The following is a 25,441-nucleotide window of genomic DNA, read 5'->3' as shown; positions in this document are numbered from 1 at the left end:
TGATGACTAAGCCTAATACATATTTGCTTAAACGCTTCATGTTAATGATCCTCCTTTAGAAATCAGTATGTGTACAAGATAAAACCTATTTATATTGTATCAAATCGACTGATTTTGATAAACTATTAGGATCAAAACACATGTTATTTTGAAAAACTAATGGTAATTTATATGGTTTTTTACTACAATAGAAGAGATGTTTCAGACTATAGGAGGGTAAGGTGCAGTTAGTCTAAGCGCCGATGATTATGAACAACCAGAAAGAAAACATACCAAATCATGTAGCGATTATAATGGATGGCAATGGACGATGGGCACAAAAACAGGAAAAGCCTAGAAAAATGGGTCACGAGGAAGGTATGGAAGCGATAAGACGAGTGACGATGCAAGCCAGCAAACGAGGTGTCAAAGTACTTACCTTGTACGCTTTTTCTACAGAGAATTGGAAAAGACCCCCGCAGGAAGTTCACTTTCTTATGCAGCTGCCCATACGTTTTTTCGATCGTTTTGTCCCAGAACTGCAGAAGAACAACGTTAAAGTCAATATGATAGGTTTTGAAGAAAAAGTTCCCAAGTCCACTAAAAAAGCTATCAGTAAAGCGATGGATCAGACAAAAAATAATACAGGCATGACCTTGAACTTTGCGTTCAATTATGGCGGAAGAGCTGAAATCGTCAAAGCGACACAAGCCTTATGTGAAAAAGTTTTAAAGAATGAATTGACTTCTACTGATATTACACCAGAGCATATCGAAGAACATTTATTCACACATTCGTTAACCCCTTATCAGGACGTCGATCTGCTGATTAGAAGCAGTGGTGAAAAACGTTTAAGCAACTTTCTACTTTGGCAGAATGCTTACAGCGAGTTTTATTTTACTGATTTACTTTGGCCCGATTTCAATGCAAAAATCTTCGATGAAGCGTTATTTGAGTATCAAAAGAGGCAAAGACGTTATGGGGCATTATAAAATACAGAAAGCAGAGGGTTAAATATGTTTACTAGAGTTATTACAGCACTTATAGCTGTAGCGGTGTTTATACCGCTTATCTGGATAGGTTCCTGGCCTCTGGTTATTGGTATGGCGGTGTTAGCTGTGATCGGACTGTCAGAATTTCTCCATATGAAAAAAATAAAATTAATTTCTTTCCCTTCAGTTTTCTCTTTAACAAGTGTTTTTATAATGGTTTTATCAGTTTATTTTCCATTATTATCAGCTGTAGATGTATTCTCACGCATAATCGTACTGACTATGGTGCTGCTCTTTTTATATTCACTTGCTTTTTTGAAAATAAAAACAAAAGATATAGCAGAAATTATTTTAATGATGATTTATATTGGCATAGGATTCTATGCCCTTGTCGCTCTAAGAGTAACTAATTTTTCTCTCTTAGCACTTATACTCTTAGTTATTTGGGCGACAGATTCTGGAGCGTACCTGATCGGCAGAAAAATAGGCAAGACAAAATTAGCACCGATGATTTCACCTAATAAAACGGTGGAAGGAGCATTAGGAGGAACGGTATTAGCCTCTGTCCTGGCATTTATTTATCTTCTCTACTTCCCCCAGTCGCAGTCGCTGTTTTCTACTTTCTTTCTGATGGTAGTCATATCTGTAACTGGACAAATAGGCGATCTCCTTGAATCCAAGTTGAAAAGAGAGTACGATACAAAGGATTCAGGAAATATTTTACCGGGACATGGAGGCATTCTGGACCGTTTTGACAGTTTGCTTCTCGTGCTGAATGTTTTATTTATACTAGGTGTAGTATGATTGATAAAGGAGATTTTATATGATTGAAAATATTTTAGCCTTTCTACTGGTTTTCGGCATTATTGTCGTCGTGCACGAGTTCGGACATTTTTATTTTGCTAAACGAGCGGGTATTCTTGTTCGTGAATTTGCGATTGGGTTCGGCCCTAAACTTTTTCATCACCGAAAAGGAGAGACGACGTATACGATCCGTATGCTGCCTGTAGGTGGATATGTCAGAATGGCAGGTTATGAAGAAGAGGCTGATTTAAGACCGGGCATGGCTGTCAGGCTGACACTCGACGACAAGGAAAAAGTAGAAAAAATCGATATTCAAGGAACAGAAGAATCTGTTGATTCAGTTCCAGTGGAAGTTACCTCGTTCGACCTTGAAAATCAGATGTTTTTAACTGGCCGAGTAGGTACGGATACCGAAGAAAGAACTTTTGAAGTCAACCGGGATGCGTTGTTAGTTGAAAAGGATGGAACGATTTTACAGGTCGCTCCTAAAGACAGACAGTTTCAGAGTGCGTCACTTTTACAACGGATGATGACAAATTTTGCAGGGCCCTTGAACAACTTTATTCTAGCTATACTGGCCTTTACTTTATTAGCTTTTGTGCAGGGTGGTGTAAGATCAGACGAAGCAAAGTTCGGTGACATCGAAGAAAACACGCCAGCTGCTAGAGCTGATGTGGAAACCGGGGACAAGGTACTTGCAATCGACGGAGAAAATGTCGACTCCTGGAATGAAATGGTCATGGTTATCCAGGATAATCCTGGTCAGGAATTAACATTTAAAATCGAAGATGAAAAAGGAAATATTTACGAAGAAAACATGGTGCCCATGAGTGCCGAGCAGAATGGGAAAACACTGGGAAGGATCGGCATAACAGCTTTTATGGATGATAGTTTGAGTGCGAAACTGACTTATGGCTTTACAAATACATTCTTTATCATCAGTCGAATTTTTGCGCTCTTAGCCTCTTTCTTTACCGGCGGGTTTAGTGTGGATATGCTTGGCGGCCCTGTGGCTATATATGCCACGACAGAAGCAGTGGTTCAAGCAGGAACGATCGGTCTAATAAGCTGGCTTGGGTTTCTCAGTGTTAACCTGGGGATCATGAATCTCTTACCTATTCCAGCCTTGGATGGCGGCAAGCTGTTACTGAATATTATAGAAGGTGTTCGGGGAAAACCTATCAGTCAGGAGAAAGAGGGTTACATCACTCTGATTGGTGCTCTGTTCCTAGTTATTCTCATGCTGATCGTCACCTGGAACGACATACAGACATTTTTTTAAATTAAACTTTGAAGGAGTTATCAGTTCACAATGAAGCAGTCAAAATTATTTGCACCTACATTACGAGATGTACCCAATGATGCTGAGGTCCTTAGCCATCAATTATTATTGCGTGCAGGATATATACGCCAATTATCGTCGGGGATATACAGCTATTTACCTCTCGCAAACAAAGTACTAGAAAAGATAAAATCCATCATTCGCGAAGAGTTGGATGCCATCGAAGGCTCTGAAATGCTGCTTCCGGCCTTGTTACCCGCTGATTTATGGAAAGAATCAGGACGGTACGAAACTTACGGCGAAGATCTGATCAAACTAAAAGACAGACATGAGCGTGACTTTATTTTAGGGCCTACTCATGAAGAGACTTTCGCTAAACTGATCAGCGAAGAAATCAAATCCTATAAGAAATTACCGCTCCATTTATATCAGTTTCAGACCAAGTACCGTGATGAAAAACGTCCCCGTTTTGGTTTAATGCGAGGGAGAGAATTCATCATGAAAGATGCCTACACCTTTCATGATACGTATGAAAGTCTGACTCAATATTATGATATGATCGCTCAGGCTTATACCAATACATTTACTCGTCTCGGTCTGGACTTCCGTGCAATTATAGGAGATGCTGGTGCGATGGGTGGAAAAGATTCTATCGAATTCATGGCTCTGTCTGAAGCTGGGGAAGACACAGTCGTTTATTCAGATGCATCCGATTATGCTGCAAATCTGGAAATGGCTTCAAGTTTCTATAAAAAATCTCCGAAAACAGAGGTCCAGCTCGAACGCCAAGTCGTTGATACTCCTGATGTAAAAACAATCAAGGAACTTTCCGATTTTCTTGACATAGCTAAATCAAATATATATAAGAGTGTCTTGTATGTCGCTGATAAGGAGATACCTGTCTTAGCCATCGTGTCTGGAGATCAGGACGTCAACGAAGTTAAATTGAGGATGGCTATCGGTGCTGAAGAAATCGAACCCGCCACCGATGAAGAAATCGTGACGAAATTCAAAACATATCCTGGATTTGCAGGTCCAGTTGGCTTAGACAAAAATGTCAAGATCGTTGCAGACCTAAATGTACAGGATATGGTCAATGGTGTGACTGGAGCTAATCAAACAGATAAACATTATACGAACGTAAATACTGAGAGAGATTTCACTGTTGATACTTATGCAGATATACGAACGGTTAAAGAAGGCGATCCAGATCCGGATAATAAAGGAACGCTGCACTTTACAAAAGGAATCGAAATCGGTCATATTTTCAAACTGGGCACAAGATACAGTGAAGCGATGAATGCAACCGTTTTGGATAATAATGGAAGACAAATACCTGTTATTATGGGAAGTTATGGTATCGGTGTGAGCCGACTGTTATCTGCCATTGCTGAACAGTATGCTGATGATAAAGGGCTCGTATGGCCAGTTGCTGTTGCACCGTTTGATGTGCATCTCATTCCTGTGCAGGTCAAAAAGGAAGAACAGATGAACTTAACTGAAGACTTGTATCAGAAATTTGAAAACCTTGGTTATTCTGTTTTGATAGATGACAGAAAAGAGCGTGCCGGTGTTAAATTTACCGATGCGGAACTCATCGGTATTCCCATCCAGATCATCGTTGGTAAAAAAGCTTCTGAAAATATTGTGGAAGTGACCATAAGAAAAACTGGAGAAAAAGTGGAAACAAAAGTGGATGATATTGTTTCTACGGTTGAAATATTGAAGTCAAATCTTGAAGAAAAATAGAGATATTAAAACTGAGGCAGTCACTGCCTCAGTTTTAATATCCAACCTGTTATTTTAATAAGAATGAAGTTCGAGAAAGAAGGATTGAATGTGAGCTTAAGCAAAAAAGAATTATTTCAAACCCTCTTGAAACAAATTGAGTTTTCTCCTGATTTTGAGGAAGCAAAATGGCTCAAAGATGGAGAAATAGAAAAAGTGACTGTATTTAAGCAACAACAAAAATGGCAAATCATATTAAAGTTGACTAATATTTTACCATTTCAACTTTTTTTATCTTTAAAAAATGCCATGAAAACCTCTTTCAGTTCAGTAGCGGATATTGATCTGACCATTATTACGGATGATCCAGTCATCACTGAAGAAAAAGTGAAACAGTACTGGAATTATGCATGTGATCACAGTGGAGTCGATTCACCCATATGCAACCAGGCACTTGCTGAAAACTATCCAGTGAAAAAAGAGGCACAATGGGTTTTTCTGATCGATCAAGAATTAGTTGAAGAAAAATATGAAAAAGATTTTTTACCTAAAATATCAAAGACTTATCGTCAATTTGGTTTTCCCGAAAAATTTAAAATATCTCCTTTGCTTGATTCAAATGCCAATAAGAAAAAAGTTGAGGAATTTAAATTGCAAAAAGAAGAAGATGATCAACTTCTAGCAAAAGAATATACACGGCTAGTTGAAAAAGCTGAGAAGAAAAAAGAAAGGAAAAAAGACGATAAATCTGAAGGACCAGTCAAATTAGGGCGTCCGATTCCTGCAAGTGAAGAAGTCAAACAGATGATATCTATCGAAGAAGAAGAAAGACGGGTCACCCTCGAAGGTTACATCTTTGATTCAGAAATAAGGGAACTCCGTTCGGGAAGAAAACTGCTCATTTTTAAAATAACTGACTACTCTTCCTCATTTTCATGTAAACGGTTTTCGAACAATGAACAGGATGAAATGATGTTTGAACGGATAAAACCAGGAACTTGGGTCAAAGTCAGAGGGAGCATCCAGGAAGACACATTTATGCGGGATCTGGTCATGAACGTACAGGACATCACACAAACGTATCATGAGAGTCGAAAAGACAGTTACCCTGAGAATGAAAAAAGAGTGGAACTCCATGCGCATACCAATATGAGCCAGATGGACGCTACCCCAAGTGCAACGGATCTGGTAAAACAGGCAGCTGACTGGGGACATAAGGCCATAGCAATCACTGATCACGGCGTCGCCCAATCATACCCTGAAGCACATGCAGCCGGAAAAAAGCATAATGTGAAAATCATCTACGGAGTAGAAGCTAATCTTGTCGATGACGGCGTCCCTATTGCCTATAATGAATCGGATGACGATTTAAACGATGCGACGTATGTTGTTTTCGACGTTGAAACAACCGGACTGTCAGCTATCTACGATAGTATAATCGAACTTGCTGCTGTTAAGATGCATAAAGGAAACGTCATTGCTGAGTTTCAGGAATTTATTGATCCGGGGCACCGTTTATCCAATACAACGACAAACCTCACAGGTATCACAGATGAAATGGTACGTGGCTCAAAAACTGAAAGAGAAGTGCTGACACAATTTAAGGCTTTTTCAGAAGACAGTATTTTAGTAGCACACAATGCCAGTTTTGATATGGGTTTTTTGAATACCGCTTATAAAAAACATGACTTATCAATGTCAGACCTACCAGTGATAGATACATTGGAATTTTCGAGATTTATTAATCCTTCATTTAAAACACATCGTTTGAATACCTTAGCTAAACGATTTAAAGTGAATCTGGAACAGCATCACAGAGCTATCTATGACTCTCAGACAACTGGTCAGCTGCTTTGGATATTCATAAAAAAAGCAAAAGCAGAATATGATATCAAACGTCATAGCGACCTTAACAAATATATGGGTGGGGGAGATGCTTATAAAAAAGCCAGACCCAGTCATGTAACGATCTGGGCAAAAAACCAGGCAGGATTGAAGAACTTGTTCAAACTGATTTCGGGTTCACTTGTGGACTACTTTTACCGCGTTCCACGTATTCCCCGTTCGTTTCTGGACAAGTATAGAGAAGGTTTGATCATTGGTTCAGGTTGTGCTCAAGGCGAAGTATTTGATGCGATGATGCAGCGCGGTTATGAAGAAGCGAAAAAGAAAGCAGACTATTACGATTATTTAGAAATCATGCCTAAAGAAGCTTATTTGGATTTAATCAACCGTGAATTGGTCAGAAATAAAGATGATCTGAAAGATATCATTTTTAATATTGTCAAACTGGGACAAGAATTGAATAAAAAAGTCATAGCAACTGGAAATGTCCATTTCATCGACCCTGAAGATGGTATTTACAGAGATATATTACTGGAAACTCAAAATAAATCCCATGTCAGCCAGCATAAAAATCCTCCAGTGTATTTCCGTACAACAGATGAAATGATAAAAAGTCTGTCGTTTTTAGGTGAAAAAAGAGCGGAAGAAGTCGTCATTAAAAACCCCAATGCACTTGCTGATAGTGTTGCGGACGACATTTCCCCTGTAAAAGAAGAATTATACACACCTAAAATGGAAGGATCAGAAGAAGAAATCAGAAAGATGAGTTATGATAAAGCACATGAGTTATATGGCGAACCTTTACCAGAAATCATTAAAGCACGTATCGAAAAAGAGCTCGACAGTATCATTGGAAATGGTTTTTCTGTAATCTATTTGATCTCACAAAAACTGGTTCACAAAAGCGTCGCAGATGGGTATCTTGTTGGCTCCAGGGGTTCAGTCGGCTCCAGTTTAGTTGCCACTTTAACGGGAATTACTGAAGTCAATCCAATGCCGCCGCATTACCGCTGCATAGAATGCCGGTATTCTGAATTCTTTACTGATGGTGAATATGGTTCCGGCTTTGACCTGCCTGAAAAAAACTGTCCAAAATGTGCTTCTCCTCTTTATAGAGATGGACAGGATATTCCATTTGAAACCTTTTTAGGATTTAATGGGGATAAAGTACCGGATATCGATTTGAACTTTTCTGGTGAATACCAATCGAGAGCCCATCTGTACACAAAAGAACTCTTTGGTGAAGACTATGTTTACCGGGCTGGAACGATCGGGACCATAGCCGACCGCACTGCTTTTGGATTTGTGAAAGGTTATGAGCGCGACCATCAGCTCAATTACCGTTCAGCTGAGGTCGATCGTCTTTCCAAAGGACTGACGGGAGTTAAACGAACGACCGGACAGCATCCAGGGGGAATCATAGTCATACCTGATTATATGGATGTGTATGATTTTTCACCGATACAGTTCCCGGCGGACGATCAGGAATCGGAGTGGAAAACGACTCACTTTGACTTTCACTCTATCCATGACAATGTTTTGAAACTGGATATACTGGGTCATGATGATCCGAGTATGATCCGTATGCTGCAGGATTTATCAGGAATAGATCCTTTAGATATTCCTGTAAATGATCCGGATGTCATGAAATTATTCAGTGGAACAGAGGTCTTAGGTGTAACTGAAGAACAAATTTTTTCGAAAACTGGCACATTGGGTGTACCGGAATTTGGAACACGTTTTGTTCGTCAGATGCTTGAACAGACCAAGCCAACGACTTTTGCAGAATTGCTTCAGATATCCGGATTGTCACACGGCACAGATGTGTGGCTGGGCAATGCAGAAGAACTTATTAGAAAGAACAACATTCCCCTTTCGGAAGTGATCGGATGTCGTGACGATATTATGATTTACCTTCAACATAAGGGTCTGGATGACGGTTTGGCATTCCAGATCATGGAGTATGTCAGGAAAGGCCGTGGGATCCCGGATGACTGGCAAAAGGAAATGCGTGATAAAGACGTACCTGAATGGTATATAGCTTCCTGTCTTAAAATCAAATATATGTTCCCTAAAGCCCACGCTGCCGCTTATATCTTGATGGCTCTGCGTGTAGCTTACTTCAAAGTCCATCATCCTTTATATTATTATGCTGCTTATTTCTCTATAAGGGCTAGTGATTTTGATTTGGAAGTCATGGCCAAAGGTAAGGAAGCTATTAAAGCACGCATGAAAGAAATCACAGATAAAGGAATGGACGCTTCAACAAAAGAAAAAAATCTTTTGACTGTTCTTGAAATAGCTAATGAAATGACCGAACGCGGTTTTTCATTCAAGATGGTCGACATCGATAAATCAGATGCGAAAAACTTTTTGATCGAAGAAGACTCATTGATCGCACCCTTTAGAGCAGTTCCATCTCTTGGAGCCAGTGTGGCCAATGCTATCGTGGATGCTAGAAAAGACGGTCCTTTCTTGTCTAAAGAAGACTTGTCCAGAAGAGGCAAAGTTTCCAAAACAGTTATGGAATATCTGGAAACAAACCAGGCATTAGTAGAGATGCCGGATGAAAACCAGTTATCATTGTTTGATTTGTGACACTATACAAGTGTCCAAGTTGCGAAAACAAGGTATCTATGGTATAGTATTAACGAATCGAGCGGGATAGACTGAGTAAAGAGTGAGCGAAACCGCTCACTCTTTTTCACAGCCTTTTATAAAAAAAAGAAAAGAGCACGACATTAATTAATAGAGGAGTGAAAGTGTATTTGAATACTGTAGACAAAGTTAAAGAGTTATCACAGCCTGTTGCATCAGAGCTGGGTTATGATTTAGTTGATGTTGACTATGTAAAAGAAGGAAAAAACTGGTTTTTACGTTTATATATCGATAAGCCAGAAGGCGTAGATCTCGATGATTGCGCACTATTCAGTGAAAAAATAGGGGAAAAATTAGATGCTATAGAACCTGATCCCATTCCTCACCAATATTATCTGGAGGTATCTTCGCCTGGAGCTGAGCGTCCTCTGCCTACAGATGAAGACTTGAAAAATGCCATAGGTCAGTATATACATGTGAAATTGCATGGTGAAATAAATGGCCGTGGATCGTTTGACGGGACTTTGAAAGAGTGGCATGAGGGATATATCGTCATGACTGTCAAAGACAAAACAAGACGTAAAGATCTGGAAATCGAAAAGAAACATATAGCCAAAGCTCGATTAGCTATCGAATTTTAAACATCACTGTCTAACTAGAAATAAGTAAAGGGTGTAAAACTATGAGTAAAGAATTAGCATCTGCTCTTGAAACCTTGGAGAAAGAAAAAGGAATTTCAAAAGAGATCGTAATCGATGCATTGGAAGCAGCTTTAGTATCTGCATATAAACGTAACTATGGTACTTCGCAGAATGTTGAAGTGGATTTCAACGAGAAAAAAGGAACAATAACCGTTTATCAAGTGAAAGAAGTTGTAGAAGATGTCTATGACTCGCAACTGGAAATCAGTTTAGAAGAAGCACGCGAACGAAAGAAAGCCTATGAATTAGGAGATAAAATAAAGTTTGAAGTAACTCCGAAAAACTTCGGTCGTATCGCTGCGCAAACAGCTAAACAAGTTATTATGCAGCGTATGCGAGAGGCTGAACGTTCGATAATTTATAACGAATACATTGAATACGAGGATGACCTGATGACAGGGACTGTCGAAAGACAGGACAACAAATTTATCTATATCAATTTAGGTAAGGTCGAAGCCGTTTTATCAAAACGTGATCAGATTGAGAATGAAACCTATGAAACACATGATCGAATAAAAGTATATGTCAGCAAAGTTGAAAATTCGACTAAAGGGCCTCAAGTTTTTGTCAGTCGTACCCATCCTAATTTGATCAAACGACTGTTTGAACAGGAAGTTCCTGAAATTTATGATGGTATCGTGGAGATCGTTTCGATAGCCCGTGAAGCAGGTGACCGTTCTAAAATCGCCGTCTTTTCTCGCGATGAAAACGTCGATCCGGTGGGAACATGTGTAGGACCACGAGGAGCTCGCGTTCAAGCGATCGTCAATGAACTGCACGGTGAAAATATGGATATTGTTGAATGGGATAAGGATCCAGCAGTTTATATCAAGAATGCCTTGAATCCTGCCCAAGTCGTTGATGTTCAATTTGATGAAAACCAGCATTCGTGTATCATTGTTGTTCCGGATTATCAGCTCTCTCTAGCCATTGGAAAACGTGGACAAAACGTGCGCTTAGCCGCAAAACTGACAGGCTTCAAAATCGATATCAAGTCAGAATCTGATATGGAAGCTTTAAGTGAAGAGTCTGAAGAACTGAAAGATGACGCATTTTTAGAAGCGCTGAGTGAAAATGATCCTGATGCCATAAATGATTACGATTCGATCAGTGAAGCTCCTTCCTTATTCCAGGAAGATGAGTCTTTAGACGTAGAAAAATATGAAGACGATAATGTAACGGAAGATTCTGACTCAACTGTTTTAGCAGAAGACAGTGATTATATGGAGCGTCAGCCGGGGGAACCTGTGATGGAAACAGATTTCCAAGCCGGTCAGCTCAATCCTGACCAAGCAGAAGATTTAGTGGAATTCGCTGAAGAAAGAGACGGTATGGGCGAGGAAGAAAGCCATAAAGCTTCAATGGAAGAAATCGAAGAAGCCACTTTTTCTAAAGATGACGAAACAACACCGACAAGTGGTGGACAAGGAGAGCCGCCATTTACTGATAATGAAGACAAGAAATTCCCCGAGAATCAGGAAACGACTTTCTCTGATGACGAAAACATTGGAAAATAATATGACCTCAAGTAAGGTGTGATATGATGCAAAAGCGTAAAGTACCTATGAGAAAATGTGTTGTATCTGGACAGATGAAACCAAAAAAAGAAATGGTACGGATCGTCAGAAATAAAGAAGGCGAGGTTTCGATCGATCCAACAGGCAAAAAAAATGGACGCGGAGCTTATATTTCTCTTGATCCTGAAAGAGTTAAAAAAGCAAAAGAAAAGAAAATACTCGACCAGGCGTTGAATACCCAGATCGATGATTCATTTTATGATGAATTAGTCGAATATATCGAGTATAAACAGGCAAGAATGGAAATTGAAAATGAACAATAAAGAACGCGCTTTAAATCTACTCGGATTAGCCCAGCGTGCTGGAAAATTGATTTCTGGCGAAGCGCTGGTTCTGCAATCTGTCAGATCAAATCAGGCGAAGATTGTCTGTCTAGCTTCTGATGCCGGCAGCAATACGTCAAAACAATTTTTGAATAAGTGTGAGTATTATAAGATTCCTCTCGTAACACGTTTTACTCGAGAAGAACTCTCTCATGCTTTAGGGAAGGACCGGACAGTATGTGCCCTCATTGATGATGGTTTTATGCATTCCCTTCAAAAATTACTCTAATTAAGATTGGGAAGGTGATTATATGGGCAAGAAAAGAGTCTACGAATTCGCGAAAGAAAATAATGTAACAAGTAAAGAAGTTCTGGAAAAAGCAAAACAGGCAGGCATAAACTACAGCAGTCACATGTCGTCCATGGAAGACAGAGACGTTGTGCAGATGAAGAAATTAATGAGTCAATCAGACACTGCCAAAAGTAAAACTTCAGAAAACCGCAAAAAATCCAACGGAAACAGTAATGCGGAACAAAATAAAGCTGTTTCAGAAAAACAGAACGGTAAAAATAAGAATGTGACGAGCAAACAGAAAAACCGATCAAAAAAAGAACAGCAGAAGAGTCAGAAAAAAGCAGTTAAATCTAAAGCCGGCTCACAGGCTAAGCAAAACAACAAAAAAAATGAGAAGAATTCTCAGCAAAGTAAAGGACAAACGAATATAAATAATAAAAAGACATCGACACAAGCCAAAGCCAAGTCAAAAAAAGCAACAGCCAATACAGAAAAAACGAATGAATTACCTAAACGTACGACTGATGAAAAACAGAAACAGTCTTTTGAGAATAAAAGAAGACGCAACTCCAGACAGCATCGGGGAATTCATGGAGGCCCAGCTGGTGCCCGGAAACGTAAGGGGAGAAAAAATCAGAAACCTAAAGGACCAGTGACACCACGTAAATTCAAAGAGTTACCAGATGTGCTTGAATATACTGATGGTATGACTATTGCAGAATTGGCCAAAAAACTGCACAGAGAACCAGCTGAAATCGTAAAAAAATTATTTATGATGGGCGTCGTAGCTACACAAAATCAGTCGCTGGATAAAGAAACGATTGAATTGCTGGCTGCTGAATACGGTATTGAAACAGAAGAAAAGGTCCAAGTCGATCTAACTGATTTTGATACATTCTTCGACCAGGAACCGAACGAAGAAAACCTTGTCACGAGACCAGCAACCGTTACGATCATGGGGCACGTTGATCATGGTAAAACAACATTACTCGACAGCCTTCGCGAAACAAACGTGACTGAGGGAGAAGCTGGAGGGATCACGCAGCATATCGGTGCATACCAGGTTAAAGAAAACGGTAAAGTCATCACATTTTTAGATACACCTGGACATGCGGCTTTTACAACAATGAGAGCACGCGGTGCAGACGTTACGGATATTGCAATCATCGTTGTAGCAGCAGATGACGGGGTCATGCCACAAACAGTGGAAGCAATCAACCATGCTAAAGCTGCTGAGGTCCCGATCATCGTTGCCGTCAATAAAGTAGACAAGCCTGGTGCAAATCCTGATCGCGTCATGCAGGAATTAACTGAATACGGTCTGATTCCTGAAGATTGGGGCGGCGATACGATATTTGTTCAGATCTCAGCCTTGTTGAATCAGAATCTTGAAGATTTACTTGAGATGATTCTACTGGTTGCTGAGGTTGAGGAACTGAAAGCCGATCCAAAACGCAAAGCGTTGGGTACAGTTATCGAAGCGCGACTAGATAAATCGAAAGGCTCTATCGCAACTCTGCTTGTTCAAGAAGGGACGTTGCGTCATGGAGAGCCTATCGTTGTAGGTAACACCTTTGGACGAGTAAGAACAATGACAAACGACAAAGGGCGCCGTGTTCAAGAAGCTGGACCATCGACACCGGTGGAAATCACTGGTTTAAATGATACACCACAGGCTGGCGATCGCTTCGTTGTCTTTGAAGATGAGAAAACTGCTAGACAAGTAGGAGAAGCCAGAGCGGCAGAAGCTACAGAAGCCCAGCGTTCAGTTACTAATAAAGTGACGCTTGAAAACTTGTTTGATAGTCTGGAAGAAGGCGAATTGAAATCAGTCAATGTCATCATTAAAGCTGACGTACAAGGTTCTGCCGAGGCACTGGCTGCCAGTCTGAAAAAAATCGAGGTTGAAGGTGTCAAAATCGATATCATTCACACTGGTGTCGGAGCTATAAATGAGAGCGATGTAACACTGGCTTCTGCAAGTTCTGCTATAATCATTGGATTTAACGTACGTCCAACGGTTCAGGCTAAAGAGAGTGCCAGTCGCGAAGAGGTTGACATTAGAACCCATCAAGTAATTTATAACGCTATTGATGAAATCGAAGCAGCTATGACAGGGATGCTTGATCCAGAATATGAAGAACAAGTGACAGGTCAAGCAACTGTTCGTGAAACCTATACTGTTTCCAAGGTCGGAACCATTGCAGGATGTTTCGTTACCGATGGCGTCATCAAGCGCAGCAGTTCTATTCGCTTGATCCGAAACGGTGTAGTGAAACATGAAGGTGAACTTTCAAGTCTGAAACGATTTAAAGATGATGCGAAAGAAGTTAGAAATGGTTATGAATGTGGACTTACGATCGAGAAATACAACGATATCGAAGTAGACGATGTTATTGAAGCATTTGAAATGGTTGAAATTAAAAAATAAGAATAATTTCTTAAGGATAGGTGACTAATATGCCTAACTATAGAGTAGGTCGAGTTTCCCAGGAAATACAAAAGGAAGTTACTGATATTCTGCTTAAACGAGTCCGAGACCCTCGAGTGGAAGGTGTGACCGTAACTGGTGTTGATGTGACAGGAGATTTACAACAGGCAACTGTCTTTTACAGTACGCTATCTGATGATGAAGAAAGCATAAAAGAGACACAGACAGGACTTATAAAAGCTACTGGTCTGATCAAAAAAGAATTGGGCAGTAGACTGTCACTATATAAAACACCAGAGTTGATTTTTTCTCGTGATGAATCCGTTGCTTACGGTAGCAGAATCGATCAGTTATTAAATGAAATAAAAGAAGAGCAGGACGAATAAGTCTAACCGTAAGATTTGAAGTCGTTTTTCTTAATAATGAGAAAAGGGGAGAATCTTTGTTTGTTGAACATTGATTCTCTTTTCTTTTTGGAAATTTTCAGCATAAAAGAGAATGGAGGGAGTTCTATGGAAGGTCTGTTACCTGTGTGGAAAGAAAGAGGAATGACAAGTCACGATTGTGTTTTCAAATTAAGAAAGATACTTAAAACAAAAAAAATAGGTCATTCGGGAACTTTGGATCCTGATGTTGACGGACTATTACCAGTAGCTATTGGTAAAGCGACTAAAGTCATAGAGTACATGATGGATAGTGAAAAAATTTACACCGGAGAAATTACCATTGGTTATTCTACAACAACAGAAGATGCGTCAGGTGAAATCGTTGAACAAAAGGCAGTGGGTCATGATATTACTGAAAAGGATATCGATAAAGTCATCGCGCTGTTTACTGGTGTCATATCACAAACCCCACCAATGTATTCGGCAGTCAAAATTGATGGGAAAAAATTATATGAATACGCCAGAGAAGGCAAAGTCATCGATAGACCGTCTAGAAATGTAGAGATTCATTCCTTTCTACGGACAACAAAATTAAGGAAAAATGAAGAAAACGGAACCCTCTCTTTCAGGTTTAAAGTTGTATGCGGAAAAGGCACCTATGTAAGGACCTTGGCTGTAGACGTCGGCAAAAAGTTAGGTTTTCCTTCGCACATGTCTGACCTTACAAGAGAAGCAAGCAGTGGATTCAACAGAGAAGAAGCTTTTACTTTATCGGAAATACAAGCGCTTATGAAAGAAGACCGTATCCAGGAGGCACTTAAGCCTATGGAAAGAGCACTTGGGGATTTTAAACAGTATCATTTATCTAAAGACGAATACATTAAAGTTAAAAACGGCAGTCTGCTGTTACGAAAGAAATACATGCTGGATGAGGATGGAACCATCGTTTTTTATTATGATGATTTGGCAGTCGCCATTTATAAAATCCATCCATCCAAAACAGATTATATAAAACCGGTCAAAGTTTTAAGAAATGAATTGGTGGTATAAAAATGATTATTAAAAAAATTCATCACCCATATAAAAAAGCAGATATTGTCAATGAAAAGATAGTTTTAGTTTTAGGTTTTTTTGACGGAGTTCATAAAGGGCATCAAGCCGTCATTAGTAAAGGTGTTGAGATAGCTGAAGACAAAGGACTCAAATGTGCAGTCATGACATTTAACCGTCATCCTGCTTTTGTATATCGCCGTTTTGATCCTGATAAACATACTTATCTTACTCCCCTTGAACGTAAAGAAGAAATCATGGAAAAATTGAATGTCGATATTTTGTATGAAGTGGACTTCACTGCACGTTTTGGAAATCTTTCACCCCAGGAATTTGTGGATCAGTATATTGTAGAATGGCATGCTGATGTTGTTGTAGCTGGTTTCGATTATACTTATGGAAAAGCTGCAGAAGCGAACATGAATACAATGGATAAGTATGCAAAAAACCGTTTTGAAATAGTTAAAGTTGAAAAAAAAGTTGATGCCGAGGATAAAATAAGTTCAACACGCATACGTAATTATATAAATGAAGGAAAAATCAGGGAAGCAAATGAATTGCTCGGATATATATATGAAACGAGTGGCTTTGTTATACATGGAGATGCCAGGGGAAGAGAACTGGGTTATCCTACTGCTAATATCTATCCACATCCTTACATTGCCGTACCCAAAAAAGGGGTCTATGCAGTAAAGTTTTATGTAGACAGAAAGTGGCTGGATGGAATGGCTTCTATTGGATACAATCCGACATTCGGTGATCGACCAAGTTATTCTATTGAAGTGCATATTTTCGATTATAAAGCAGATATATATGGAGAAGACGTTAAAGTGAGATGGGTCGATTATCTGCGAGATGAAATAAAATTCAATTCTGTAGAAGAATTGATCAAACAATTAAAACAGGACGAAGATGATGTGAGAAAGATATTGTCAGAAGTCGAAATGAAACCAGATTTAATTTAACATTTACACGTGCCTATGATCGTTCTCTGCTTTTACAGCTCTAAAGATATGGGTTTTTAAGAAGTGGGGATCAGCAAAGTAAGAAACTTGCAAAAAAATGAGAAATTCACTAACATTTAATTGAATCGTACAGTTTTCATGACTTAAGTGTTCTTATTATTTAAGTCATGAAAACTAAAATCAAAATAAAGATAAAGATGTGCCGGCATGGGATTTTATCGACAAAATAAAGAAGAAATAACAACGCTTCATCTGTTATCGCAAATTATAGGAAAAGTCAGATTGGAACATGCAGCTCAGGAACCGCAATGGGCACATGTGATTCTTGGTATAACTTCTAGAGGTTTTAGTACTGGTTTACTTGAAAGTGGTTCCCAATTTTTTGAGATCGAAGTAGACCTGGTCAATGATCAGATCATTTTTAAAACCAGAGAAACCGAATCATCGATTGCGCTCAGTGATGGGAAAACAATCAGCGAATATTATCATGAAATAATAAATATGGCCGCTGCTAATAACCTTAATCTTTCTATCAATAAAAAACCGCAGGAAATGAAGTGGCAGACACCATTTGATGAGGACACGACTCATCATCATTATAATTCAGATGTAGCCAGTCAGATACTTGAGTGGTTTCAGTTTGCTTGGAATGCCCTGCAGCAGTTTATTACTCCCGTAAGACAACGAAAAATATATCCTGGACTGTTTTGGGGAACTTTTGATATAGCTTGTCTTCTTGTATACGATGAGCACACGCCATTCCCTGATGATAGTAAAGTGATCGAGCGTGCTGCTTTTGATGAGCCTATGATTGAATTTAGTTTCTGGCTCGGAGACGATAACATTGAAAACCCTGCGTTTTTCACTTTACCTTATGCATTTGTTGAAAAAGAAGCACTTGAAACAGGTGAGTCATTCCCACAAGGAAGTTATTTTAGTCAAGATATGGGCGAGTATGTATATGAAATGACAAGTGATTTAAAAAACACCGATACTCAGGACGTCATTCGGTTCATCGAGGCATCTTGTAGAAAATCGATTGCCTATTTTGAATGGCAGAATACACATCATGTCTTTAAAGAACTCAAGATGGAAGAAAATGAGAACAGCAAATAAGCCGGTACAGGTTGGGACAATTATTCCAGCCTTTTTCCTGCGTGTGAATGGTTTTAGAAGGGAATCCAGGAAAGAGTCATCCCTTTCTTCCGAAGAACCTCAGCAAGTTCAGCTTACACTAGGGATCTCTCTAAATTGCAAAAGACAGCTACGAGATGACAGATAGATAAATATTGTGCGTTTGAGTTGGATCAAGAATATTTAAGTGTTGACAGCGAAGGTCAGATTTGTTAAATTATAGATGTATTAGCACTCGACGTGTTTGAGTGCTAAAAAATATTGAAAGCTATAAGATCCATAATACAGCTTTTAAAACTTTGAACTGGTCTCTAACGATGCAATAGGCATCAGGGAGTGATGACACATGTTAACCAAGAGACAATTGATTATTCTAGACGCTCTCATTCGGTTAAATACATCCACAGGCAACCCGATCGGTTCCAAGACTATAATGAACAATACTGCTATCAAAGCCAGTTCAGCAACGATAAGAAATGAACTAAGTGAACTTGAGAAAGAAGGATTTATCCAGAAGACGCATTCATCATCTGGGAGAATACCTTCACTTAAAGGGTACCGGTTTTATATCGATCATCTTATGCGGCCCCAAGCGGTTGCACAGGATAAAATGAATATCATCAGTGATGTTTTAGGCACTCATGTAAAACAAATGGATGATATCATGCATCAATCGGCTCAGCTCTTATCTGAATTGACACAGTATACAGCCATTGTTTTAGGTCCGAGAGCGGAAACGAGTCGCTTAACAGGATTCAGGTTGCTATCCTTGAATGATAATCATATTATGGCGATCATTCAAACAGATAAAGGAACAATTGAAAATAAAGTGTTCCGCGTACCAAAGACGATCAGTGAATCGGATTTGGTCAAAGTCACCAACATTTTTAATCATCATTTAGTAGGGCAAACATTGATAGAGGTCGCTCAGAAATTACAGCGTGATATTCCATTGTTAATAAAAAAATATGCATCCAATGCGACAGAAATGTTTCTGTCTATTGAATCAGTTTTTAAAGAATCAACGGAATCAAGACATCATATCTCAGGAAAACTCAATATTCTTGATTTCTCTGAAAATATGGATACTAAAAAGCTGAAATCATTGTATACGATGCTGGATAACAGTGGTGATTTATATGCACTCGTAGATCAGATCAGTGATGACTTTGTTGTGAAAATAGGCGAAGAAATCGATCATGATCTTCTTAAAGAGTTCAGCCTTGTTACTACGACTTACAATGTCAGTAACTATGGCAAAGGCGTTATAGCTGTCCTGGGCCCTACAAGTATGGCTTACGATGAAACATTCGGTGTTCTTGATGTATTTAGAAAACAGTTGACACGAACGTTACTGGAGTATTATTTAGAATAATCAGGAAATGAGGAAGAGATTTGAAAGACAATAAAGAGAAACACCAGCAAGAAGAAACAAATCAGACTGTCGATGAAGAAATTGTCGATATAGAATCAGTGAACGCTACTGAAGAAACAGACGGTTCATCAAGCACTTCCGATACAGAAAAGTCAGAGCTTGAAAAAGTTCACGAAGAGTTAGATGAAGTAACAGACCGTTACTTGCGGTTACAGGCAGAGCTGGCGAACATACGAAAACGTAATGATCGTGAACGACAGGATTTGATACGCTATAGTTCACAGTCACTGGCGAAAGAACTGATTCCTGTACTTGACAACTTGGAAAGAGCGCTGACTATAGAAGCAGATACTGAAGCTTCGGAAAGTTTGAAAAAAGGAATCGAAATGGTCTATAACAGTTTCCTGGAAGCTTTCAAAAAAGAAGGAATCGAAGTGATCGATCCCTTAGGTGAACCATTCGATCCAAACTTCCATGAAGCATACACACAAGTGCCTGCCAATGAAGGTCAGGAAAGTAATGAAGTCGCACAAGTTTTTGAAAAAGGGTATAAATTGCATGAACGCGTCCTGCGTGCAGCAAAAGTATCCGTAACATTATAAAATATAAAAGTAAAGGTGAGATAAATTATGGCAAAGATTATTGGTATTGACTTAGGTACAACAAACTCAGCAGTTTCGGTTTTAGAAGGCGGAGAAGCTAAAATCATTCCTAATAAAGAAGGAAACCGTACAACGCCATCTGTTGTATCATTTAAAAATGATGAAATTCAAGTAGGAGAAGTTGCTAAGCGTCAAGCAATTACCAATCCTAATACTGTTGCTTCTATTAAACGCCACATGGGTGAAGACTATAGTGTTGATGTAGAAGGTAAAAGCTATTCACCACAGCAAATATCAGCATTTATTTTACAGCACTTAAAAGAGTACGCTGAAGATTATTTAGGTGATAAAGTAACGAATGCCGTTATTACGGTTCCTGCTTACTTTAATGACTCACAGCGTCAGGCAACAAAAGATGCTGGTAAAATTGCAGGTCTTGAAGTTGATCGTATCGTTAATGAGCCAACAGCAGCCTCTCTTGCATATGGTTTAGATAAAGTGGAAAAAGACGAGAAAATCCTTGTATTCGACTTAGGTGGCGGTACATTTGACGTTTCGATCCTTGAACTCGGCGATGGTGTTTTTGAAGTTATGGCTACTGCAGGAGATAACGATCTTGGTGGAGATGACTTTGACAATAAAATCATTGACTATCTTGTAGAAGAATTCAAAAAAGAAAACGGCGTGGATCTATCTAAAGATAAAATGGCTGTTCAAAGACTAAAAGACGCAGCTGAAAAAGCGAAAAAAGATTTATCTGGTGTGTCTCAAACACAAATCAGTCTTCCATTTATCAGTGCCGGAGAATCTGGACCGCTGCACTTGGAAATCACATTGACGCGTGCAAAATTTGATGAAATCACAGATAACTTAGTTGAACGTACTAAAAAACCTGTCCGTCAAGCTTTGAAAGATGCTGGTTTGTCACAGTCAGATATCGACGAAGTGATTTTAGTCGGTGGTTCTACACGTATACCGGCCGTAGTTGAAGCTGTTAAAAAAGAAACAGGGAAAGAGCCTAACCGTTCTGTAAACCCTGACGAAGTTGTAGCAATGGGTGCAGCCATCCAGGGTGGTGTCATCTCAGGTGACGTTAAAGATATCGTCCTGCTTGATGTTACACCATTATCACTAGGTATCGAAACAATGGGTGGTGTGTTTACGAAATTGATCGACCGTAACACCACGATCCCAACTAGCAAATCACAAGTGTTCTCTACTGCAGCAGATAACCAGCCGGCAGTTGACGTTCATGTCCTTCAAGGTGAACGCCCGATGGCTAAAGACAATAAAACACTTGGACGTTTCCAGTTAACGGACATTCCACCAGCACCACGTGGCGTGCCTCAAATCGAAGTATCATTCGATATCGACAAGAATGGTATCGTCAATGTATCTGCTAAAGACTTAGGTACAGGCAAAGAACAGAAAATCACGATCAAATCATCTTCTGGCTTGTCTGATGAAGATATCGAGCGTATGGTTAAAGAAGCTGAAGAAAATGCTGAAGCAGATAAAGCACGTAAAGAAGAAGTGGAACTGCGTAACGAAGCAGATCAGTTAGTCTTCCAAATCGACAAAACCTTGAAAGAATTAGAAGGTAAAGTTGACGAAGCAGATGTCAAAAAAGCTGAAGAAGCTCGTGATGAGTTGAAAGCGGCATTGGAAAATGATGACACTGAAGAAATCAAAACGAAACGTGATGCATTAAATGAAATCGTTCAGGAAATGTCAGTGAAGTTGTATGAACAGGCAGCAGCTCAGCAGGAAACTGAAGGTGGACAAGACGGAGAAGCAGCAGATTCCGGATCCTCAGATGATGTTGTAGATGCAGACTTTGAAGAAGTAGATGACGAAAAATAAAAGTTGAGTCACAAAAAGAAGAAAGCACTTTGCTTGTTTTTCAACAAGTGCTTTCTTTCTTTTTGATATTCTTCTGACAAGATATAATCTAAAGAGAGCAGAAGAAATAATGATAGAGAAGACAACGATGGAGGAATACTATGGCTGAGAAAGAAGATTTTTATAAGCTGCTTGGCGTATCTAAAGATGCTTCTCAAGCAGAAATAAAAAAAGCATACCGTAAGCTTTCAAAAAAATACCACCCGGATATCAATAAAGAAGCCGGCGCTGAGGATAAATTCAAGAAAATATCTGAAGCTTATGAAGTGTTAAGTGACGAACAAAAGCGAGCAGCCTATGACCAGTACGGCCATGCCTCTACTGATCCAAATTTTGGAGCCGGCGGCTTTGGCGGTGGCGGTTTCGGAGGCGGCGGCTTTGGCGGGGGTGGATTCGAAGATATATTCGACCAGTTCTTTGGCGGAGGCGGAAGACGCAGAAACCCTAACGCCCCTCGACAAGGTGAAGACCTGCAGTATGTTATGGATCTTGAATTTGAAGAAGCTATATTCGGTAAAGAAACGACGATTCGTTACAAACGTGAAGAAGAATGTGATAACTGTAACGGAAGTGGGGCAAAACCTGGAACAAGTCCTCAAACGTGTTCAACATGTCAAGGGTCTGGAACGATCAATGCAGAAAGAAATACCCCTTTTGGCCGCGTAATGACACAACAAGTCTGTCCTACGTGTAATGGAACGGGTAAAGAGATAAAAGAGAAATGTCCAGTTTGTCATGGCGAAGGTCATACAAAACAGCAGCATTCTGTGAAAGTCACTGTACCCGCTGGAGTAGAAGATGGAAATCAGATGCGTCTGCAGAATCAGGGAGATGCCGGAGAAAACGGAGGACCTTATGGCGATTTATATGTGATCTTTAGAGTGAAAGCTTCGAAGACATTCGAACGTCGAGGGGCCGAAATTTACTACGAACTTCCTATCAATATGGTTCAGGCAACGTTAGGTGATGAGCTGGAGGTTCCTACTGTTCATGGTAAAGTTAAGTTTAAAATACCTGCAGGAACTCAACCAGGTACGACATTCCGATTGAAAGGGAAAGGCTCACCAAGATTAAGAGGATCAGGCAATGGTGATCAGCATATTAAAGTGAAGGTCGTTATTCCAGATAGTCTGACAGAAAGCCAGGCAGAACACTTGAGAGAATTTGCTCAAGCAGGCGATTACAAAAAAGTCGTCGAACAGGGAGACAGTTCTTTCTTCTCGAAAGTCAAAGATGCTTTCAAAGATAAACGTTAGAAAAAAACATAATAAGAGAAGAGTGACACCATATTGATTGTGAGCGGTCCTCTTCTCTTTAATTTTACCTTTAACAGTTTTATAAACGATTAAGCATACCATTTTCAAATAGCATTTTTGGTCTGTAAAAAGCGGTCCAGGGGTTTATATTAATAGTAAAGTAATTGTACTATGGTTCAATCGTTGGTATAATAGGTAAGAATGTTTTAGAGGAATGAGGATATAAATAAATGGATAAAAAAAAAGCGAGAGAAAGACAAAAACAAATTCGAAACTTTTCTATCATCGCTCACATTGATCACGGTAAATCTACGCTTGCGGATCGTATACTCCAGCTGACTCACACCGTTGCTGATCGGGAGATGCAGGAGCAGTTACTTGACTCAATGGATCTTGAGCGCGAACGAGGCATTACAATAAAATTAAACACAGTAGAAGTTGTTTACAAATCTAAAAATGGAGAAACATATATTCTTCATCTCATTGATACACCAGGACACGTGGACTTTACGTATGAAGTTTCCAGAAGTCTGGCTGCCTGTGAAGGGGCTGTACTGGTCGTTGATGCCGCTCAGGGTGTAGAAGCCCAGACTTTAGCAAACGTTTATCTGGCTTTAGATAATGATTTGGAAATATTACCTGTCATCAACAAAATCGATTTACCTTCTGCTGATCCTGAACGTGTTCGCAATGAGGTTGAAGATGTCATTGGTTTAGATGCCAGCGAAGCGGTACTGACTAGTGCTAAAACAGGCATAGGGATAGAAGATATTTTAGAGCAGATCGTCGAAAAAGTCCCCGCTCCAGAAGGCGATATCGATAATCCTTTGAAAGCTATGATTTTTGATTCTGCCTACGACCCTTATAGAGGCGTGGTGTTGAGTGTTCGCTTGATGGATGGCGTACTGAAAAAGGGCGACACCATAAAATTAATGAGTAACGACAAAACATTTGAAGTAACTGAAATTGGGGTGTTTTCTCCTAAGCCGGTCGAACGTGACTATCTCATGGTAGGTGATGTTGGGTATGTTACAGCAAACATCAAAACCGTTCGGGATGCTCGAGTAGGAGATACCGTCACTCTGGCTGAAAATCCTACTGAAAAACCTTTGCCAGGTTACCGGAATATGAATCCCATGGTTTTTTGTGGAATGTATCCAACCGATTCGTCCAAGTATGTCGACTTGAGAGAAGCACTTGAACGCTTACAGTTAAATGATGCAGCTTTGCAGTATGAAGCAGAGACGTCTCAGGCATTAGGTTTCGGTTTCCGCTGCGGTTTCTTGGGCATGCTTCATATGGACGTTGTTCAGGAGCGACTTGAACGGGAATTTAATTTAGACCTGATCACTACTGCTCCTTCTGTTATTTACAAAATCAATAAAACAGACGGTGAAACACTGATGGTCTCCAATCCTTCTGAGATGCCTGAACCTCAGGAAGTGGAAACGATCGAAGAACCTTATGTCAAAGCGACGGTCACTGTACCCAATGATTACGTTGGGGCTGTGATGGAGATATCACAGCGTAAGCGCGGTGAATTTCTCACAATGGAATATCTGGATGATGTCAGAGTAAATGTTGTCTATAATATTCCGCTTTCTGAAATTGTTTACGACTTTTTTGACCGGTTAAAATCCAGTACCAAGGGGTATGCTTCCCTGGACTATAGTGAGGCTGGTTATCGCGAAAGTAATTTAGTGAAAATGGACATACTGATCCACGGCGAAAGAGTGGATGCACTGAGTTTCATCGTTCACAAAGATTTCTCATATGACCGCGGACGAGCAGTTGTAGAACAATTGAAAAAAACGATACCAAGACAGCAATTTGAGATTCCGATACAAGCCACGATCGGTCAGAGTATTGTGGCACGTTCAACGGTCAAAGCTTACCGCAAAGACGTAACAGCTAAATTATATGGTGGTGACGTCACACGTCGTCAGAAACTTTTGAAGAAACAAAAAGCCGGTAAAAAACGAATGAAAAATGTTGGAAACGTAGAAATTCCTCAGGAGGCTTTCATGGCCGTTTTGGACTTGGATGAAGAATAAATATTGATTGACAAATATCACTGACAAGTAATTGATTTTAAATATGAGAAACTTCCATCATTTTTTCAGCCTTAAAGCGGTAAGTGATGGAAGTTTTTTGCTTATGTGAAATCGCACGGGAAGATGTTAGAGGGATTTACAGACTTTTCTTGTGACTTTTTTCGCGTGATACTAAAGATTCAATATAATCTATGATATAATAAAAGGGAAAAACGATGAAAG

18 protein-coding genes and 1 pseudogene are annotated in these 25,441 nt (G+C 39.6%); all 19 read left to right on the top strand.

Going from position 1 to position 25,441, the window contains the following annotated elements:
* Window positions 1–248 precede the first annotated feature (248 nt).
* The 19 genes and pseudogenes from uppS (at window position 249) to lepA (ending at window position 25,219) form a co-directional block, all read left to right on the top strand.
* Window positions 249–971, top strand: a complete 723-nt coding sequence (uppS, locus tag AKA01nite_RS02575; RefSeq protein ID WP_146923515.1) for an undecaprenyl pyrophosphate synthase — start codon at window positions 249–251, stop codon at window positions 969–971.
* 24 nt (window positions 972–995) lie between these two features.
* Window positions 996–1,775: a phosphatidate cytidylyltransferase gene (locus AKA01nite_RS02570; protein ID WP_146923513.1), complete on the top strand. Its 780-nt coding sequence runs from the start codon at window positions 996–998 to the stop codon at window positions 1,773–1,775.
* 22 nt (window positions 1,776–1,797) lie between these two features.
* The gene (gene rseP, locus AKA01nite_RS02565; protein ID WP_186805066.1) at window positions 1,798–3,057 is read left to right on the top strand and encodes an RIP metalloprotease RseP; all 1,260 of its coding nucleotides are present in this window, start codon (window positions 1,798–1,800) and stop codon (window positions 3,055–3,057) included.
* A 30-nt stretch (window positions 3,058–3,087) separates the two neighbouring features.
* Window positions 3,088–4,806 carry a proline--tRNA ligase gene (locus AKA01nite_RS02560; protein WP_146923509.1) on the top strand — a complete coding sequence of 573 codons (1,719 nt, stop codon included), beginning with the start codon at window positions 3,088–3,090 and terminating at the stop codon, window positions 4,804–4,806.
* Between the two features lie 90 nt (window positions 4,807–4,896).
* Window positions 4,897–9,228, top strand: a complete 4,332-nt coding sequence (locus AKA01nite_RS02555) for a PolC-type DNA polymerase III (RefSeq protein ID WP_146923507.1) — start codon at window positions 4,897–4,899, stop codon at window positions 9,226–9,228.
* A 170-nt stretch (window positions 9,229–9,398) separates the two neighbouring features.
* A complete protein-coding gene (gene rimP / locus AKA01nite_RS02550) occupies window positions 9,399–9,869 on the top strand; it encodes a ribosome maturation factor RimP (RefSeq protein WP_146923505.1) in 471 nt (156 codons plus the stop codon).
* Window positions 9,870–9,910: 41 nt separating this feature from the next.
* Window positions 9,911–10,966, top strand: a pseudogene (gene nusA, locus AKA01nite_RS02545) (transcription termination factor NusA); the annotation flags it as partial.
* Window positions 10,967–11,472: 506 nt separating this feature from the next.
* On the top strand, window positions 11,473–11,769 hold the full coding sequence (gene rnpM, locus AKA01nite_RS02540; protein WP_146923502.1) for an RNase P modulator RnpM: 297 nt from the start codon (window positions 11,473–11,475) through the stop codon (window positions 11,767–11,769).
* Window positions 11,759–12,058 (top strand): YlxQ-related RNA-binding protein, encoded by a 300-nt coding sequence (locus tag AKA01nite_RS02535; RefSeq protein ID WP_146923500.1) that lies wholly within the window; start codon window positions 11,759–11,761, stop codon window positions 12,056–12,058. The genes rnpM and AKA01nite_RS02535 overlap by 11 nt, the downstream gene beginning before the upstream one ends.
* Window positions 12,059–12,080: 22 nt before the next feature.
* Entirely contained in the window at window positions 12,081–14,495 is a 2,415-nt protein-coding gene (gene infB, locus AKA01nite_RS02530) for a translation initiation factor IF-2 (protein ID WP_146923498.1), read from the top strand.
* 29 nt (window positions 14,496–14,524) lie between these two features.
* Window positions 14,525–14,881 (top strand): 30S ribosome-binding factor RbfA, encoded by a 357-nt coding sequence (rbfA, locus tag AKA01nite_RS02525; protein ID WP_146923496.1) that lies wholly within the window; start codon window positions 14,525–14,527, stop codon window positions 14,879–14,881.
* 126 nt (window positions 14,882–15,007) lie between these two features.
* A complete protein-coding gene (gene truB / locus AKA01nite_RS02520; RefSeq protein WP_146923494.1) occupies window positions 15,008–15,931 on the top strand; it encodes a tRNA pseudouridine(55) synthase TruB in 924 nt (307 codons plus the stop codon).
* A gap of 2 nt (window positions 15,932–15,933) precedes the next feature.
* The gene (locus AKA01nite_RS02515; protein WP_146923492.1) at window positions 15,934–16,896 is read left to right on the top strand and encodes a bifunctional riboflavin kinase/FAD synthetase; all 963 of its coding nucleotides are present in this window, start codon (window positions 15,934–15,936) and stop codon (window positions 16,894–16,896) included.
* 207 nt (window positions 16,897–17,103) lie between these two features.
* A complete protein-coding gene (locus AKA01nite_RS02510; protein ID WP_146923490.1) occupies window positions 17,104–18,012 on the top strand; it encodes a DUF5996 family protein in 909 nt (302 codons plus the stop codon).
* 364 nt (window positions 18,013–18,376) lie between these two features.
* Window positions 18,377–19,405: a heat-inducible transcriptional repressor HrcA gene (gene hrcA, locus AKA01nite_RS02505; RefSeq protein ID WP_146923488.1), complete on the top strand. Its 1,029-nt coding sequence runs from the start codon at window positions 18,377–18,379 to the stop codon at window positions 19,403–19,405.
* A 20-nt stretch (window positions 19,406–19,425) separates the two neighbouring features.
* A complete protein-coding gene (gene grpE / locus AKA01nite_RS02500; RefSeq protein ID WP_146923486.1) occupies window positions 19,426–20,007 on the top strand; it encodes a nucleotide exchange factor GrpE in 582 nt (193 codons plus the stop codon).
* Between the two features lie 27 nt (window positions 20,008–20,034).
* Window positions 20,035–21,870: a molecular chaperone DnaK gene (dnaK, locus tag AKA01nite_RS02495; protein ID WP_146923484.1), complete on the top strand. Its 1,836-nt coding sequence runs from the start codon at window positions 20,035–20,037 to the stop codon at window positions 21,868–21,870.
* 140 nt (window positions 21,871–22,010) lie between these two features.
* Window positions 22,011–23,165: a molecular chaperone DnaJ gene (gene dnaJ / locus AKA01nite_RS02490; RefSeq protein WP_146923482.1), complete on the top strand. Its 1,155-nt coding sequence runs from the start codon at window positions 22,011–22,013 to the stop codon at window positions 23,163–23,165.
* 230 nt (window positions 23,166–23,395) lie between these two features.
* A complete protein-coding gene (lepA, locus tag AKA01nite_RS02485) occupies window positions 23,396–25,219 on the top strand; it encodes a translation elongation factor 4 (RefSeq protein WP_146923480.1) in 1,824 nt (607 codons plus the stop codon).
* Window positions 25,220–25,441 lie beyond the last annotated feature (222 nt).

The sequence above is a fragment of the Alkalibacterium kapii genome, from assembly GCF_007988865.1.
In the GTDB taxonomy this organism is placed as follows: Bacteria; Bacillota; Bacilli; order Lactobacillales; family Carnobacteriaceae_A; genus Alkalibacterium; species Alkalibacterium kapii.
The sequence above is the reverse complement of the archived record's forward strand: the minus strand, read 5'-3'. Positions and strand labels throughout refer to the sequence as shown.